The 15970-nt window shown below is 72.2% G+C and carries 14 protein-coding genes, 1 tRNA gene and 1 pseudogene; 8 read left to right on the top strand and 8 right to left on the bottom strand.

All coding sequences use genetic code 11. The features are described 5' to 3' along the window. Window positions 1–112 precede the first annotated feature (112 nt). Entirely contained in the window at window positions 113–1243 is a 1131-nt protein-coding gene (locus tag ACFYMP_RS02445) for a sensor histidine kinase (protein WP_388849156.1), read from the top strand. Next, on the top strand, window positions 1234–1878 hold the full coding sequence (locus ACFYMP_RS02440; RefSeq protein ID WP_388849153.1) for a response regulator: 645 nt from the start codon (window positions 1234–1236) through the stop codon (window positions 1876–1878). The genes ACFYMP_RS02445 and ACFYMP_RS02440 overlap by 10 nt, the downstream gene beginning before the upstream one ends. A 185-nt stretch (window positions 1879–2063) precedes the next feature. On the opposite strand, the gene ACFYMP_RS02435 is transcribed toward ACFYMP_RS02440, so the two are convergent. Both ACFYMP_RS02435 and ACFYMP_RS02430 read right to left on the bottom strand, forming a co-directional pair. Further along, a complete protein-coding gene (locus ACFYMP_RS02435) occupies window positions 2064–2285 on the bottom strand; it encodes a zinc ribbon domain-containing protein (protein WP_388849150.1) in 222 nt (73 codons plus the stop codon). Between the two features lie 606 nt (window positions 2286–2891). Beyond that, window positions 2892–4289, bottom strand: a complete 1398-nt coding sequence (locus ACFYMP_RS02430) for a hypothetical protein (RefSeq protein WP_388849147.1) — start codon at window positions 4287–4289, stop codon at window positions 2892–2894. A gap of 284 nt (window positions 4290–4573) precedes the next feature. Between ACFYMP_RS02430 and ACFYMP_RS02425 the strand changes: the two genes are divergently transcribed. Together ACFYMP_RS02425 and ACFYMP_RS02420 are read left to right on the top strand one after the other, a co-directional pair. Next, a tRNA-Val gene (locus ACFYMP_RS02425) sits at window positions 4574–4645 on the top strand. A 220-nt stretch (window positions 4646–4865) separates the two neighbouring features. Beyond that, a pseudogene (locus ACFYMP_RS02420) lies at window positions 4866–5334 on the top strand (glycerophosphodiester phosphodiesterase family protein); the annotation flags it as partial. 143 nt (window positions 5335–5477) lie between these two features. On the opposite strand, the gene ACFYMP_RS02415 reads toward ACFYMP_RS02420, so the two are convergent. Then, window positions 5478–5843 (bottom strand): hypothetical protein, encoded by a 366-nt coding sequence (locus ACFYMP_RS02415; protein WP_388849144.1) that lies wholly within the window; start codon window positions 5841–5843, stop codon window positions 5478–5480. Between the two features lie 166 nt (window positions 5844–6009). Here ACFYMP_RS02415 and ACFYMP_RS02410 point away from each other — a divergent pair, with 166 nt between their 5' ends. Then, window positions 6010–6240: a DUF2277 domain-containing protein gene (locus ACFYMP_RS02410; protein ID WP_388849141.1), complete on the top strand. Its 231-nt coding sequence runs from the start codon at window positions 6010–6012 to the stop codon at window positions 6238–6240. A gap of 25 nt (window positions 6241–6265) precedes the next feature. On the opposite strand, the gene ACFYMP_RS02405 is transcribed toward ACFYMP_RS02410, so the two are convergent. Further along, window positions 6266–6877: a DedA family protein gene (locus tag ACFYMP_RS02405; RefSeq protein WP_388849138.1), complete on the bottom strand. Its 612-nt coding sequence runs from the start codon at window positions 6875–6877 to the stop codon at window positions 6266–6268. Between the two features lie 233 nt (window positions 6878–7110). On the opposite strand from ACFYMP_RS02405, the gene ACFYMP_RS02400 reads away from it, so the two are divergent. Then, on the top strand, window positions 7111–7947 hold the full coding sequence (locus ACFYMP_RS02400; RefSeq protein WP_388849135.1) for a superoxide dismutase: 837 nt from the start codon (window positions 7111–7113) through the stop codon (window positions 7945–7947). A 91-nt stretch (window positions 7948–8038) separates the two neighbouring features. Here ACFYMP_RS02400 and ACFYMP_RS02395 read toward each other — a convergent pair whose 3' ends face one another. Both ACFYMP_RS02395 and ACFYMP_RS02390 read right to left on the bottom strand, forming a co-directional pair. Next, window positions 8039–10624, bottom strand: a complete 2586-nt coding sequence (locus ACFYMP_RS02395; RefSeq protein WP_388849132.1) for an alkaline phosphatase D family protein — start codon at window positions 10622–10624, stop codon at window positions 8039–8041. Between the two features lie 118 nt (window positions 10625–10742). Further along, complete coding sequence (locus tag ACFYMP_RS02390) at window positions 10743–11459, bottom strand: HNH endonuclease family protein (RefSeq protein WP_388849129.1); 717 nt, start codon at window positions 11457–11459, stop codon at window positions 10743–10745. Between the two features lie 544 nt (window positions 11460–12003). On the opposite strand from ACFYMP_RS02390, the gene ACFYMP_RS02385 reads away from it, so the two are divergent. Both ACFYMP_RS02385 and ACFYMP_RS02380 read left to right on the top strand, forming a co-directional pair. Then, window positions 12004–12588 carry a TMEM165/GDT1 family protein gene (locus tag ACFYMP_RS02385; protein ID WP_388849126.1) on the top strand — a complete coding sequence of 195 codons (585 nt, stop codon included), beginning with the start codon at window positions 12004–12006 and terminating at the stop codon, window positions 12586–12588. A 414-nt stretch (window positions 12589–13002) separates the two neighbouring features. Beyond that, window positions 13003–13683 carry an HAD-IA family hydrolase gene (locus ACFYMP_RS02380; RefSeq protein ID WP_388849123.1) on the top strand — a complete coding sequence of 227 codons (681 nt, stop codon included), beginning with the start codon at window positions 13003–13005 and terminating at the stop codon, window positions 13681–13683. A gap of 275 nt (window positions 13684–13958) precedes the next feature. Here the strand turns inward: ACFYMP_RS02380 and ACFYMP_RS02375 are convergent, their stop codons facing one another. Next, entirely contained in the window at window positions 13959–15104 is a 1146-nt protein-coding gene (locus ACFYMP_RS02375; RefSeq protein WP_388849120.1) for a peptidoglycan-binding protein, read from the bottom strand. Between the two features lie 153 nt (window positions 15105–15257). Next, on the bottom strand, window positions 15258–15821 hold the full coding sequence (locus ACFYMP_RS02370; RefSeq protein ID WP_388849116.1) for a GNAT family N-acetyltransferase: 564 nt from the start codon (window positions 15819–15821) through the stop codon (window positions 15258–15260). Window positions 15822–15970: the final 149 nt, after the last annotated feature.

Here is a 15970-nt window from a genome sequence, read left to right as displayed (position 1 = left end):
CACCGCAGGGTGAAATTGCGGTCTGCCTCAGGGTGTTCGCTGCCCGCGCCCGGCTAGCGTGCGGGGCATGAGATCAACCGTGCGAGGCGGGCGCCGACTCGCCACAGGAATCATGCTCGGGTCGTTCACGGCCGTCATCGAGCTGACTTTCGTCGTGCTGTCCGCCTGCGCTGTCCTCGCGGTGCAGACCTGGCCGTCCGGTAGACAGGCCCTGCTCGCGCGGGTGTTCTCGGGTGCCCGCAGACTCGTCGAGGTCGAGCGCGTCAGGCTCTCCCTGTATATGCGGGCGCCTTCCGCAGGAATGTACGGGGACGGCCGGGCCTTCGCCTATCTCGCGGCCCGTTGGCCGCTCGGCATTCTGGGTGCCTTGGTTCTCGTCGGTGTTTTCGCCGGCCTCGTGGTCGGCACCTTGTTTCTCTACATCTGGTTTCTCGCCGATGTGCGCTATCCCGGGGACGTCATCCGCACCAGCCTGCTGGGCCTTCTCCTGTTGTTCATGGCTCTGCAAGGGCTGATCGGTGTGAAGACCCTGGAGCAGCGGCTCGCGCGCAGGCTTCTTGGCCCGGGGGAGCAGGAGCAGCTCAAGCGCCGTATCGACCAGCTCTTCAGCAGCCGCGCCGGTGTGGTCGAGGCCGTCCACGAGGAACGCCGGCGCATCGAACGCGATGTGCATGACGGGGTGCAGCAACGGCTCGTGGCTCTTGGCGTACTCATCGGCCGAGCTCTGCGCAGTGAGGAACCCGAACGCATGCGGGAGTTACTGACGCAGGCGCACGCGGAAAGCAGGGAAACGCTCGTAGATCTCAGAGAGGTCGCCTGGCGGGTCTACCCCCGTGCGCTGGACGAGTCCGGCCTCCGAGCAGCTTTGGAGACAGTGGCGGAACGTTCGGCGATCCCGGTCAGCCTCGAATGCCGTGTCCGGGGTGAGCCTTCACGAGCCGTCGCGACCGCCGTCTACTTCGTCGTCTCCGAGGCGGTCACCAACGCGGTCAAGTATTCGGCCGCCCACAGGATCAGGGTCAGAGTCGACGAACACCCTTCGCGCGTGATCCGTTCGGACGCCGATGACAGGGGAATGGCCCTGCTGGTCACGGTCGAGGACAACGGGAAGGGAGGTGCGAACCCCCACGGCGGGGGACTCATAGGCTTGGCGCAACGGGTGGCCGCCCTGGACGGAAGCCTTGATGTCTGCAGCCCCGCCGGTGGGCCGACCATCATCACAGCGGAGGTGCCGTGCGACTGATTCTCGCCGAGGACTCGACTCTGCTGCGCGAGGGGCTCGTACGCCTCCTCGCGGAAGAGGGGCACACCGTGCTCGCGGCCGTGGGCAGCGCTCCGGAGCTGTTGAAAGAAGTGGAGAAAGATCAGCCGGACGTGGTGATCGCCGACGTGCGTATGCCGCCCAGCCACACCGACGACGGGCTCCGTGCCGCGATGGAGATTCGCGAACGGTGGCCACCTGTAGGGGTATTGGTGCTCTCGCAGTACGTCGAGAGGAGGTATGCCGCCGAACTGATGAAGGGGGACACCGGAGGAGTGGGATATCTCCTCAAGGATCGTGTGGTGCAGATCGACGAATTCCTCGACGCGCTGGAACGCGTGGCGGGCGGTCGGACGGCCTTCGACCCCGAAGTGGTACGGCAGTTGCTGGGCAGCGGTAGCCACGGTGACTTGCTCGCCAGACTCACCGAACGGGAAAGGGCCGTCCTCGCGGAAATGGCTCAGGGGCACACGAACCCGGCTATCGCAGGCCGGCTGCATATCTCGCTGAGCGCTGTGGAGAAGCACATCAACGCGATCTTCGACAAGCTGGAACTCACCGGTACCACCGGGTACTCGCGACGTGTCGTGGCGGTGCTCCGCTACTTGGGGAGCTGAGCCGCGTGACGGTGTGATGTACGGCGCTCGGCCTCGTTCGGCAGAGCGCCGGGCACGGCGGCGGGGCACAGTGACGCGGCAGGAGGCGGGCTTCCGCCAGAGAGGGCTGGCGGTTGGCCCCTTCCCGTACAGAGAACGGCGCCGTACGGCCGCGGCCGCACGGGCCACAGGGTGCGGGGTCGGCGTCAGCCGCAGCAGCCGCCACCGCAGCAGCCGCCTCCACCGCCCGTCGGCGCAGGTGCGGGGGTGGAGGAGGAACCGCTGCCACCCACAGCCACCGTAGACAGCAACTTGACCGTGTCGTCATGGCCCACGGGGCATGAGGCGGGAGCGGAGGACTCGGCCATGGGACGGCTGAGTTCGAAGGTGTCACCACAGGACCGGCACCGGTACTCGTATCGAGGCATGGGGACAGCGTAGAGGCAGCGAGAGTGAACGAGAGAGAGGAGAGGGGAGCGCGGCACTGGAGGACAAATCAGCGCTCGGAGGGGTTCCGGTCCTGACGGGCTACGACGCATCGACAGAGGAAATGAAGGTGGGCCATGGGGCGTGGGACAGGAGCCATCAGCCGTGGGACATGAGGCAGTCACGGCCGGACACAGATGCGGTACCGCGTCAGCCGGCGTCAGTGGGCTCTCGACGGCACCGGGCGCGGACAGCCGGCTGTGGGCCAGCTGCCGACTTGACGAGATGGAGGGTTGCTCTGTCCGTACTCTGTCCCGCTTCCGGCGGGTCGGCCACGGTCTGCGAGCTGCGGCAACCCCGCGCAAGGTGCGGTGACCGCAGGCGGTACCTCAGCCGACAGCTCCCGGCCGAACTGCCGCAAGATCAGGATCGCTGCCTGGCTCCACCCCGTTTTCGGTGTCACCAGCCGGTTGGCCACAGAAGCGGGACGGCTTGACCGCGACGCGCGTCCCTCGCAACCGCCATGGCGCCGATCGGAGGCGGTGTGCCCGCCCGCCGCCAGTTGCCGGCCCGCGGGGACCGCCTCTCGGAGTCCCGGCTGTGCTGAGTCAGCCGGTGGCCCCGCGGTCCTCGCGGATCTGGCTGACCACGCGGGCCACGGTGCGGCGTACGGCCTCTGTCTCGGTGAGGAAGTGCCAGTAGTCGGGGTGCCTGCCGTCCAGGTCTGCGACCGCTCGGTCGAGCCGGGCCACCGAGTCGTCCAGGGGGCGGGCGTGGCGGGGGTCAGGGGTGTTGCGGCCGGCCATCGCCAGGCGCTGGGCGTCACGGATCGCGAAGCGGGTCCGCTCGATCTCCTGTTGAGGGTCCTTGGACACGGCGTTGAGCTGCTGGAGGCGCTCACCTGCGGCGGAGATCGCTTCATCGGTGGAGTTGAGCAGGGCGCGGACCGTGCCCAGGCTGCCGGTCGCGTCGGGCCAGCGCTGCTCTTCCCTGGCCTGTTTGGCTTCCTCCAGCTTCTCCCGGGCCTGCTGGAGACTGTCGTGGGCCTGCTCGGGAACGTGCTGGAGGTCCTGCCAGCAGGCGGCGGTGAAGCGTCTGCGCAGTTCGCTCAGGACGGGTTCGACCTGGGACGACCGTGTGGTGAGCGCCTGGGCGCGAGTGCGGAGCGAGACCAGACGGCGGTCGATGTCGGCCGCGCGTTCGGGAAGTCGCTCGGCCTCGGCGCGGACGGTCTCGGAGTCACGTAGTACGCGGTCCGCGCGCTCCAGGGTCTCGGCGACGCCGTGGCGTCCCGCGCCCTGGTTGAGTTTGGTCAGTTCGGGGCCGAGGACGGCGAGACGTGCGGCGAGATCGTCGGCGCGCAGTCCGGCGCCGCGCGCGGTGTCGAGGGCGGCGGTCGCGGCGAGAAGGGACTGGCGGGCCCGCTCGACGGCGGGGGCCAGTCGCGCCAGCTGCGTCTCGGCCTTGCCGAGCAGGGGGCCGAGGCTCTGCGAGAAACGGTCGAGGTCCGCCTTGATCTTCTGCAGCTCGTCCTTCGCGCGAGACAGTTCCTGCCGGGCGCGGGTGGCGGTGGAGGAGTCGAGGTCGTCCCGGTCGAGGTCGTGGGCGTCGACCGCGTTGATGTAGTGACCGCTGGCCTCGTCAATGCGGAGGCCGAGAGCGTCGAAGTCCGTGGCCGCGCGGCGGCCGGCCGGCGAGTCGTCTACCGCGACGATGGTCTCTATCGAGATCCGCAGATCCCGCTGTGCGGTGTCCAGCTCGTAGAAGGCGGCCGCGGCGGCGTCCTTCGCGGCTTGTGCCTCCGCCCGCTGGCTCTCGCCGCGCCCCCCGAACCAACGGCGCGTGCCCCCGCCGGCGAAGGCCGCGGGGACGGCGGCGAGCAACACCGGAACGAGCGGCAGGGGAAGGAGGACGAGGGTCAGCGTCTCGCGGAACGGAGTCGTCCACGCATGCCCAGGCGGGCGCTGTGCGGTCGGAGTGCACGGCTGCGTGGATGTCGCCGTCACGTATCCCTCTCCTGTGCTGTCATCGCGTGTCAGGTTGCCATTCTCCCACCCGTTAAGAACGAACACACGGGGCTGATGGTTCGCGATCCGCACCGTGACCTTCGGCGGGAGGCCCGTTGCGGGACCTCCGTGGATCTCCGGCTGCCCGGATGTCGCGAGGGTGCCGCGAGGTGCGGAGAAGAGGGTGGTCGGACAGGGAAGGGGGCCGGTCGGGGAGGGGGTGCCGTGCGGTTCGGGTGTTTGCCAGGGAGCGGCGGGGGCCATGTAGGCTGTCGACTCGTCCCGGGCGCGTAGCTCAGGGGTAGAGCGTTGCCCTTACAAGGCAAATGTCGGCGGTTCGAAACCGTCCGCGCCCACCGGGAGAAGGACAGCGGTCCCCGTCAGGGGCCGCTGAGTGAGAGGCCCCCTGCCGTATCGGCAGGGGGCCTTCGCGTTGCCCCGCCGCGATCCGCGTTCGCGACACCGGCTGGCGCCCCCGTGAGGCTCGCCTGGAGTGCCTTGACCGCGCCCCCACGGCTTCCACGCCGTGCCCTCATGGCTTCGCACCGCGCCCCCACGGCTTCGCGCCGTGCCCTCATGGCTTCGTGCCGTCATCCCCCGAGGGGCGCCCGCGCTCACCGGGGCGCTTCCGAACAGGCCCCTGAGAACACGCTGGCCGCGATTGACCGGGCGGCCGAGCTGGGGTTCCGCTGGGTCGAGAACGACGTCCAGCGCACGAAGGACGGCAAGCTCGTCGTCCTGCGCGACACGACGCTGACCCGGACGACCGACGTGGAGCAGGTCTTCCCCGACCGGGCGCCGTGGAACGTCCGCGACTTCACGGCGGCCGAGATCGCCCGGCTGGACGCGGGCGGCTGGTTCGCGAAGGAGTTCGAGGGCGCCCGCGTCCCGACGCTGGACCAGTACATGCGGCGGGTGACCCGCAACCACCAGAACCTGATCCTGGAGCTCAAGAGCCCCGATCTGTAGCCGGGCATCGACGGGCATCAAGCGGCAGACCCTCGACGCGCCGCGGCGGGACGGCTGGCCGGACCGCTCGCACCTCCTGACGCCCTCCTCGACGGCACCGCCCTCCTCGACGGCACCTCCGCTCACTTCCTCCGTGAGCATCCCCGTCGTCGTCCTCGGTCGCGCGCCGTCAGACCTCGGTTCCGCGCCGTCGCCGCGTCGTCGCTCCGGCTTGCCCGATCACCCTTCACCGTCGGGCTCGTCCGGGCGGAGGGCCTCCGGGCCGGCGGGGGAGTGCTTGAGGCGCATCCGCGCCGATACGACCTCCGTCGGCGCGACCTCCTGCCAGAAGGGGTGGGAGGTCACGAGGACGCTGAGTTCGAACTCCCTGGCGCGCAGCTTCTCGACCAGGGTCTGTTCCTCCGTGGTCCACCCGGGAGAGGCCGGGCGCTCCACCTTCCGCCAGCCGTTGTCCTCACTGAAGGCGTCGAGGGGCGTCACGGACCAGGGGAGTCGTTTGAGCAGGTCGAGCAGCTCCGCCCGCACCTGATGCAGTTCCTCCTGACCGGAGCGGAGGTCGTCGGGGAAGTCGTAGGTCTCAGCCACACGCGAATAGTACGCCTGTTCGAATTTTCGAAGCGAACGCGACGCGGCGAGGCGAGTGTGGGCAGATGTGGGCGGATGTGGCGGTGCGAAGAGCCCCCGGGCTGGGCGGCTACGTTCATTCGAACGTGTGATCGCCAATGGCGGCCCGCTGGTCCACACTGGAGACATGTGTAGGAGTATCAAGACCCTCCGCCCGCCGGCCCTGCCCGAGCGGGCCACCGACGACGACGTCCGCGCCGCCGCACTGCAGTACGTGCGGAAGGTGTCGGGGTTCCGTGCGCCCGCGGCGCACAATCAGGAAGTGTTCGACCGGGCGGTCGAGGAGATCGCCCGAGCCACCCGTGAGCTGCTCGACGGGCTGGAGATACGCGGCGCAGCCGGCCGGTCCGCGGGCTGACGGGCCGGGACGCGGGACGGCGCCTTCAGGGAGTGGGGCTCGGGCGGCGCATCATGAAGGCCGCTCCCGCGCCCGCGCCGAACAGCGCGAGCAACGACACCGCGGTGCCGAGCCAGGTGGCGCCGAGCCACTGGCCGCCGAAGTAGCCGAGGGCCACGCTGTAGGCCGCCCACGCCACTCCCGCCACGGCGGACCAGGGCAGGAACTCGCGCACCCGGCGGTGGGCGGCCCCGGCGCCGAGGGAGACGACGGAGCGTCCGGCGGGCGCGAAGCGGGCGACCACCACGAGTACCCCGCCACCCCGGGACAGGGCCCAGCCCAGCCGTTCCTGTGCGGTGGTGAGCCGCCGGGACCTCGCGATCGCGCGGTCGAGCCGGGCGCCGCCGTGCCAGGCGAGCCGGTAGGCGACGAGGTCGCCGAAGACCGAGGCCGAGGCCGCGCTCAGCATGAGGGCGAGGACGTCGGGGACCTGATGGACGTGGGCGGACCCGGTGCTGGTCGCCGCCGCGGCCGTCGCGGCCATGATCACCAGAACCCCGCTGGGCAGTACGGGGAGGAAGACGTCGAACACCACGGAGACGGCGACCACGGCATAAATCCATGGGCTGCCGGTCAGCGGCCCCAGACTTTCGAACACCGAAACTCCCCGGTCATGAACAACGCCGCGGTGTCGCAGGGGAGCGGCAAGGGCGGTCGGATACCAGCCAGCCAGCGTACGCCGAAGGACCACAGGGATTTTCCACAGGGGGCTCATGTGTTCGCTTTGTCACGTTCACCCGCCTGCCGCGTCGGAGCGGCGGCCCGGCCCGGTCTCCCGTACGAACGGATTGTCGTGCGGAACCCAACGGGAACAGAGCGAGGAGCTGGAACATGGTGTCAGGAGTGCTCGCCGGGGCTGCGGCCGCGGTCGTGCTGGTGGCCGGCGGTGTCACGGGTCCGGTGGCCGTCGCGGCCGACGTGGGCGGTCCGCGGGTGGCGGACCGGCCGGTGGGCGGCTTGGTGGAAAGCGCCGATTCCGGGCCGGAGCTGCGTCCCCGTCCTCGGCCGGTGCTGCCGGACGGTGCGGGAACGGGTACGAGGGAGGGCACCGGCTCCGCCGCGAACGGAACGACCGGGGCGTCCTCGGCCGCGCTGCTGCGCCCGGTCCCTCTCGCGCGGGGAGGCGCAGGCGTCCCGGCGGGTCCGGCCGGTGCCGAGGACGCCGGAACGGTCGGCACCGACGGGAGTTACGCGCTGCGGGTGCTCTCACGGTTCTCGGAGCCGGGGAAGCAGGACGCCCAGGCCGGGAGGTGGAGGGCGTTCACGTACGACACCTCGCTGGTTCCCTCGGGTGCCGGCGTGGACGTGGAGCAGCGGACGGACGGTCACGGCACCACCGTCACTCTGCGGGTGGCGGGGCTGGCTGCCGGCCACGCCTTCGGGGCGCACGTCCACACCGGAACCTGTGCCGCGGACCCGGCCGCGGCGGGCGGTCACTACCAGAACAGGCGCGACCCGCGGCAGCCCTCCAAGGACGCCGCCTACGCCAACGACCGCAACGAGGTCTGGCTGGACCTCAGGACGGAGGACCGGGGCGCGGGGACGGCGAAGGCGCGGCACACCTGGAACTTCCGGCCGGGAGAGGCGCGGTCCGTGGTGCTGCACGGGGCGCCGGGTGGCGCGGGTGAACGGGTCGCCTGCTTCACCGTCCCCTTCCGCGGCGTGTGACGTCGGCGTCGTGGGGGTTCGCGGTCCCGCGGGCCCCCACGACGCGGGACGGGGACTGAGCCGAGTCCGGCGATGTGGTCCGGGTGGCGGCTCAGGGAGCGCTGAGCCGGGTGCTGATGACGCGTACCAGGCGGGCGCTGCCGTCCTCGGGACCGGGTTCGGCCCGGTCGAGAGCGAGGGAACAGTCGCGACCCCGGAAACGCAGGGTCATGAGCTGGTTGCCGAACCAGGGGCCGCCGGTGCGCTTCCAGCCGACGGCGGCGGGAGCGACTCGTCCGTGCCGGGCGAGGCGGCGGCCGATCATCCGCCCCGCGCCGCTCCAGCCGAGACGGAAGCCGAACTTGATGGCGGTGGGCACGGTGTTGTGGACGGGGGAACAGGTCAGCTGGTGGACCTGCGCCGTGGGCGGGGCGGAGGTGTCCCAGCGGGCTTCGGCGGTATAGGCGTGGTGGACGTCACCGGAGAGCACGTTGATGGTGGCCGGGGCGTCGGGGCCGCTGCCCGCCTCCCGGAGAAGGTCGGCGAGCCCGTTGAAGGAGGTGGGGAAGGCCGCCCAGTGCTCCAGGTCGCTGCGGCGCCGCAGGTACTCGCCGCGCCCCGCCCACCGGGCGCCGCGTTCGCCCCGGCACATGGCGGCGTTCCACGCCTCCAGGTCGTGGATGAGGTGCGGCAGCAGCCAGGGCAGCGAGGTGCCGATCAGCAGGTGGTCGTAGGAGCCGGGGGCGTCCAGCACCTGCGCGCGCATCCAGCGGGCCTCCTCGGGGTCGAGGAGGGAGCGGTGGTCCTCGTCGAGGACCCTTGCGGCACGCGAGTCGATCACCAGCAGCCGGACCCGGCCCAGGTCCCGGCGGTAGCTCCACCGGGTGCTGAGCGGGTCTGCGTCGGCCTCCGCGGCGAAGGAGCGCAGGGCCTCGGTGCCGTCGTGTTCCTCGCGCTCTCCCCGCTCCTGGCGTTCTCCCCGCTCCTCGCGCTCTCCCCGCTCCTGGCGTTCTCCCCGCTCCTCGCGCCGGGTGTGCGGGGTGCTCTGCCGGTGCTCGGTCGTCGCGTCGTGGGGGGCGCTGGTTCGGTTCTCGTCTCCGGGCCCGACCCGGGGCCCGGCAAGCACCCCGCCCGCGGGTGTCTCCGCTTCCGGGAGCGGAAGCGAGTCGGTCTCCTGTCCGGAGTCGGTCTCCTGTCCGGAGTCGGGACCCGGCCGCGGACCGGCTTCCCTCTCCGCTCCCTTCTCGGCGCTTTCTTCTTCGGTGCGCGGGCCGTCGCCGACGGGCTTCCGTCCCGCGCCGGAGACGCCTCCCGGGGTGGCTGTCCGGTCGTCGGCCATCGCCGGCCCGGTGGTGGATTCTCCGCGTACGGCGGCGTAGAGCGGGTTCGCCGCGAGTTGGGCCGGGCTGAGGTTGCCGAGGTGCTGGTACACCCAGTACGACATGAGGCCGCTGAGGATGCGTTCGTTCCACCACGGGGTCGCGCGCATCTCGGCGACCCAGGCGGCGCTGGTGTTCCAGTCGTCGATGACGTCGTGGTCGTCGAAGATCATGCAGCTGGGCACGGTGGACAGCAGCCAGCGGATCTCGGGGTCGAGCCAGGACTCGGCGTAGAGGCGGGTGTACTCCTCGTAGTCGGCGACCTGACCGCCCGGGGCCTGGTCGAGGTCACGTCGGGTGGCGAGCCAGGCACGGGTGGCGTCGGAGGTCTCGTCCGCGTAGATCTGGTCGCCGAGCAGGACGAGGAGGTCCGGGCGCCTCTCCTGCGGGTGCGCGGCCAGTCGGCCCGCGAGAGTGTCGAGGGCGTCCGGACCGACCGGGTCCTTCTCGTCGGGCGGCGGCGCGGCCCAGCGACAGGAACCGAAGGAGATCTGGAGCGACGCCGGGTCGTCATTCGCGGACCGGGTGGCGGGGCCGTCGGTGCTTGCCGACTGGGAGGTGGTGAGGCGCGGGTGCGGGTCGGCCGCCGTCGGTGGAGCCGGGTCGCCGGACCTTGGCATTCCCGGCCCGGTGGTGGTCGACCCGGTTGCCGTCGCCTTCCCCGCTGTCGCGGCAACCGCCCCGGTGGGCGAGGGGGCCGTCGTCTCCCCGGCCGGGGGCGTGTGGTTGCCGCCGTAGGTCCGGTAGGAGTGGGGCGTGCCCCCCGAGTTCGCGGGGCTCTCGGAGGTCCCTGGGGCTCCGGAAGCGGAGGGGACGGACGGCAGGGTGCGGATGACGGAGGGCGGGAAGGGGGAGTCCGGCTCGGGCCAGACCAGGAGCTCGTTCCCGTCCGAGTGGGCCTCGCGCGCACCCTGCCGCAGTCGCCGGTTCCAGGGGGCCGACGGGTCCTGCCCGGCTCCCCCTTCGCCGGTGGCTCCGGTGGCTCCGGTGGCTCCCGTGATTCGGGTGATTCCGGTCGTTTCGGTCGTTTCGGGTTTCCCGGGCTTGCCGCGCTCCCCGGGCCCTGCGGCGGGACGGGTCGTGGAGGTGTGGCGGCTCTCGTCGAGAGTGACCCGGTACTCCGTGTCCGAGCCCGGGAGCAGTCCTTCCACCACGACCAGGGCGTAGTGGTGCCCGGCTATGCGGAAGGTGTCCGCCTCGCCGTGCGGACCGGCCGTGCACCACACGCGTACGGTGCACGGCCGGTCGGTCTCGACCCAGACCGTGGCGGAGGTGTCGTCGACGTACCTCAGCAGTGGTCCGAGGCGCAGCCCTGCCATGTGATGGTCCTCTCCTCGCCGGGTCCGCACGGTACGGGACGACGGGGAGAGTGCGCGGGGTTCCGGTCCTGCCGGGACCCGGGACGTGCCGGGGCCGTCCGGCCGGGTCGGGGCCGCGTCAGCAGCCGCTCAGCGCCGACTGGAGGGCGCTCTTCTCCGCCGAGTCGACCGTGAGGTCGTAGTAGTGCTTCACGTGTACCCACATACGGGCGTACAGACAGGTGTACGAGGAGAGCGGGGGCATCCACTTCGCGGGGTCCTTGTCGCCCTTGGACTGGTTGACGTTGTCGGTGACCGCGATGAGCTGCGGACGGGTCAGGTCGTTGGCGAGCTGCTGGCGCTCGGCGTTGGTCCAGCCGCTGGCTCCGGAGCGCCATGCCTCGGCGAGCGGGACGACGTGGTCGATGTCGAGGTCGGACGCCTGCGTCCAGGTCGCACCGTCGTACGCGGACTTCCAGGTGCCCGAGGTCGCGGAGCAGCTGGAGTTCTGCGCCACGTTGGTGCCGTCACGTTTCAGCACGACCTCGCGGGTGTCACAGGCGCCGGACTGGGTGATCCAGTGCGGGAACTTGTCCCGGCTGTAGCCGCTCGCGGAGCCCTGGGCGGCGACCTTCAGGTCGGTGAGATAGCCGCGGGCGGTCGACGCGGAGACAGGGGTCGGGGGAGCTGCCTGGGCGGGGGGACCGGTGAACAGGGACGCGGCGGCGACCGTCGCGGTCAGGGCGCCCAGGACGCCGAGCCTGCGGGGGAGGGGGAGACGCCGACTGAGGGGGGAGTTCTCGTCTCGACGCGCGTAGATCCGAGGGCTGGCGGGGGTGCCGGACACAGCGTGCATGGGGACTCCTCGTGAGGTGGGGGGTGCGACCGTGAGGCGCGGTCATCCTGGCGCTCCCGGGTTTCCGGGGGGTGGGCATCAGGTAACAGCGTGGCGTCATGCGCACGTCACATCAAGGGGAGTGAGGGCGCGTCAAGGGTGCGCGGGCGTGCGGGTGTTGCGTACGGGGCGTGAGGAGTGGGCTGTTGTGTGAAGGGGTGGGGGAGTGGGGTGAAGGGTGTCGGGTGGGGGTCGCGCCGCCTCGGGAGCTCGGGAGCTCAAGGGCTCGGGAGCGGGCAGCGTGCGGGGTCCCTGTCGCGGCCGCGGTTTCGCGGATTCTCGCCGTCGTCCGTGGCGGGAGGTGGTGCGTACGATGGGGCGTCGCGGACGTGGCGCCCGGTCGGAGCCGTCGGCCGCGCCGGGCTGGTGGCCGGCGGGTGGGTCGACGTGTTCGGGTGGGCGCACTCCGGTCGCCCCTGGGCGGGCGCTTCGCGCGGGTGCGGGTGAGGGCTCGCGAAGGGTCCCGCCCGACGGAAGCCCGGAGATCCTTGGAGGGCGTGGGGCCGTGTTCAGTCTCAGCGTGACCGCGCTGACCTTCGGGGTGATCTTCCTCGCCGAGCTGCCGGACAAGACCGCGCTCGCCGGGCTCGTCCTCGGGACGCGGTACCGGGCCTCGTACGTCTATGCGGGCATGGCGGCCGCCTTCCTGGTGCACGTCGTCCTCGCGATCGCCGCCGGCAGCGTGCTGACCCTGCTCCCGCACCGCATCCTGCGTGCCCTGACCGGTGTCCTCTTCCTGGGCGGGGCCGCGGTGCTGCTGCTCCAAAACCCCGACGAACAAGCGGCCGCCAAGGCGCGGGAGCCCGGCGGGCAGAACTTCTGGAAGGTGGCGGGGGCCGGTTTCACGCTGATCCTCGCCGCCGAGTTCGGCGACCTCACCCAGATCCTGACGGCCAACCTGGCCGCTCGCTACGGAGAACCACTGGCAGTGGGCACCGGCGCGGTACTCGCGCTGTGGGTGGTCGGGGCCCTGGGGGTTCTCGGCGGGCGCACGCTGATGCGGAAGGTGCCGCTCGGGCTGGTCACCAAGGCGGCGGTGGTCGTCATGCTCGTTCTCGGTGCGTTGAGCCTCTTCGAGGCTGTCGTCTGAGTCGTCTGAGTCGTCTGAGTCGTCTGAGTCGTCTGAGCCGTCTGAGGTTGGCTGGGGTGGGTGGCGTCGGTCCGTCTCGTACGCCGGCCGGTGCGTCCGTCCCGTAGGCCGGTCAGGCCGGTCCCTCTCGTACGGTCGGTACGTCCGTCCGTGGGCCGGTCTGTTCGGCCGGGACGTTCGTCCGTCGCGTCGCGCGGTATGCCCGTCCGTCCGCCGCGCCGCGCCGCCGCGGCGTTCATGGCTCCGCCGTTCCGTAGGTCCTCGGTCCGTCGTGGCCGGCGGTTCGTCCTGGCCGGGGCGGCGGCTGGCTTTTTCGGGCCCCTTTTTGTATCGTGGCGAAACAAAGTGGTTCCCGTCCGCATTCCCTGACCGGTGGGCGGGGCCACTTGTTTTTGTTCGGTGCGGGAGCTGCTGATGACTTTCGAACTCGGTGCGCGGGCCGTCCTGCTGGACATGGACGGCACCCTCGTCAACTCGGACGCCGTGGTGGAGCGCTGCTGGCGGCGCTGGGCCCTGCGGCAGGGGCTCGACGCGGACGAGGTGCTGCGGGTCGTGCACGGCCGTCAGGGCTACGCCACCATGGCGGCCCTGCTGCCGGAGCGGCCCATGGAGGAGAACCTCGCGGACAACCGGCTCATGCTCGCGGAGGAGATCGCCGACACCGACGGGGTCGTCGAGATCGCGGGAGCCGGGGTGTTCCTCGCTGGGCTGGCCGGGGTCCCGCACGCGCTCGTGACCTCGGCGAACGTCACCCTGGCCCGGACCCGTATGGAAGCGGCCGGGCTGCCGATGCCGGGCGTGCGTGTCACGGCGGAGGATGTGGGCGCGAGCAAACCCGACCCCGAGGGCTTCCTCAAGGGCGCGGCGGCGCTCGGCGTCGCCCCGGCGGACTGTGTGGTCTTCGAGGACTCCGAGGCGGGGATCGAGGCCGGACGGGCGGCCGGTATGCGCGTGGTCGGAGTGGGGCCGCGCGCCGCTCGCTTCCACCCGACGGTCCACGTGCCGGACCTCGCCGACGTGCGGGTGCGGTACGACGCCGCGGGCGAGGACGGAACCTTCCGGATCGTGACTGACACGGACCCTTCCGGATCGTGACTGACGGGGACGGCCTCCGCGCTTCCTGAACCGGGCCTCCGCGTTTCCTGTACCGGGCCTCCCGCCTCCTGAACGCAGCCTTTCGGCCCCCCGGCCCGCTCCGTCCCCCCGGCCCGCTCCGCCTCCCTGGCCCCGGTCTGTCGCCCCCCTCCGGCCGCCCACGGCTCCAACGGCCTCCCGGAGCACCGCGGACCCGTCCTTCAGGCCCCGTCGGACCGCCGCGTCGCGCCGCTGCGTCGCGCCGCCCCGTCCGATGCCCCGCGTACCGGCCGGGGTCATCGCAGCTGTGGGGTCTCCCCTTCGAGTTTGGTACGGGTGTCGGGGCCGTAGACCCCGCGCTCGTCCGTCGCGCCCCGGGTCCACTGGTACGCGGTGAGGGTCTGCTCCAGCCGTGAGTCGAAGCGGCCGTTCGGCTTGCCCGGGTACAAGTGGATCAGTTGCAGACGTCGCTGGAGTTCCTCCACCTCGGGGCCCTCGTCGCCCCGGCGCAGGACGGCCGGGCCCGCCGCGAGGCCCGGAGGGGCGGGCTGCGAACTCTGCGGGGGCGCGGAGGCGGACGGGGCGCCCGGCGGTGGTGCGGGCAGGGACGCTTCGCCACCCGGCGTCGCGGACGGGCCGTCGCTCGGCCCCGTACCGGAGGCGGCGGCGTCGGAGGAGGCGGACGAGGACGGGGACGCCGTCGCGGTCGGAGTGGACGCTGTGGAGGACGCGGAGGGAGACGTGCTCGCCCGCCCCTCCCGCGCCTCGTCCGGGGCGCCGCTGCCGCTGTCTCCGGGGGAGGCCCCCGCGGCGGGGGAACGGGAGCCCGGGGGTGCCGCGGCCTCGTGGGCCGTGGCGGGTGCCTCGTCGGACGGGGAACCGCCTGCCGCGGTCACCGCGACCAGGGCGCCCGCCGCGAGGACGAGACCGGCGGCCACCGCCACCACCGCCCGCCGCCGTCCCCGTCCCCCTCCTGAAGAGCCTGACGGTACGTCGCCGGGGCCTGGGGCGGGTCCGGGCGTCGCCGCCCCCGCACCCCGCGCCGCACCTCCGGCAGCGCCCGCGGCTCCCGCCGCGACACGGGGCAGGGGCGCGGTGACCGCGTCGGGCGGGAGGCCGCCGTGGGGCTTCCTGCGGGACGGTTCCGCCGGGTCAGCGGCGGCCCTTCCGGCGGCGCTCCCCGCGGCACCGCCCGCCGGTTCCGCCATGCCCGCCGGTTCCCCCATGCCCTCCGCGTCCTGTGCCCCGTCCGAGGCGAGTGTGACGTAGGGGCGGATGCGCAGCGGGCTGAACGCCTCGGCCTCGGCCAGCTCTCCGGAGCGGGTCTCCCGTATCGCCTCGGCGGTGCGTTCCGCGCAGTCGCAGCGCGCGTTTCCGGCGGCCGAGGAACCTGCCCCGGCCGCGCGGGGTCTGCCACATTCAGGACAAGTCTGTCCGCTCACCTTGTGAGTCCCTCCCCGAGACGAACTCAGGTGATTATGCCGACGGTCGCGGCCCCGTGTGAGCGCGCGCCCGGAAACCGGGCCCCCGGTCGCTCCCGGAACGCCCGCCACAACGGCCCGGGAGGCTCGGCGCCGGTCCGCCACGCGCGCTGGTCAGCCCCTGGCGGAAAGCCCTATGTGGCGGGCCGAGGGGTCCGCTCCGGGCGCGACGAGGTCTTTGTGGAACCAGTGCTCCGCGTACGGGCGGGGGTACAGGGGGCCGGTCTCGGTGTAGCCGTGGCGCGCGTAAAGGGCGCGTGCCTCGGTCAGGTCGTGCCGGGTGTCGAGCACCAGACGGCGGGCGCCGAGGGCGCGTGCGGTGTCCTCCGCCGCGGCGAGCAGAAGCGCCGCGCCGCCCTTGCCGCGACGGCCGGGCCGTACGTACAGGCGCGTCAGCGCGTACGCCCCCGCGTACTCCCCGCGGACCACCGGCGAGGGCCGTACCCCGGCGCAGCCGGCCGCCTCACCGTCGTAGCACGCGACGAGCAACGCCCCGTGCGGGGCGTCCAGTTCCGCCCCGGTCTCCTCCGTGAGGCCCCGCTCAAGCTCCTCCGGCGGTGTGCGGCGCCCTTCGTGCAGGAGGAACCAGCGGTCGGACACCTCGGTGTAGTAGGCGCGCCAGAGGTCCAGGGCGACCGGCGAGTCGAAGGGTTCACGGGCGAAAGTCCACGGGGTCATCCGGCGATCGTGCCCGGCGGCGGCACGGTGCGCCAACGGTTTCCGGCCGGCGACCGGGACGGTGCGCCGAAGGGTTCGGCCGGGCGGCCGGAACCGTACGCCAACGGTTTTGACTCGCCGGACGGGGTAACCCGGAGTGCCGGGCGGGA

The sequence above is a fragment of the Streptomyces sp. NPDC007088 genome, assembly GCF_042869355.1.
In the GTDB taxonomy this organism is placed as follows: Bacteria; Actinomycetota; Actinomycetes; order Streptomycetales; family Streptomycetaceae; genus Streptomyces.
This window is presented reverse-complemented; position numbering and strand designations above follow the sequence as displayed.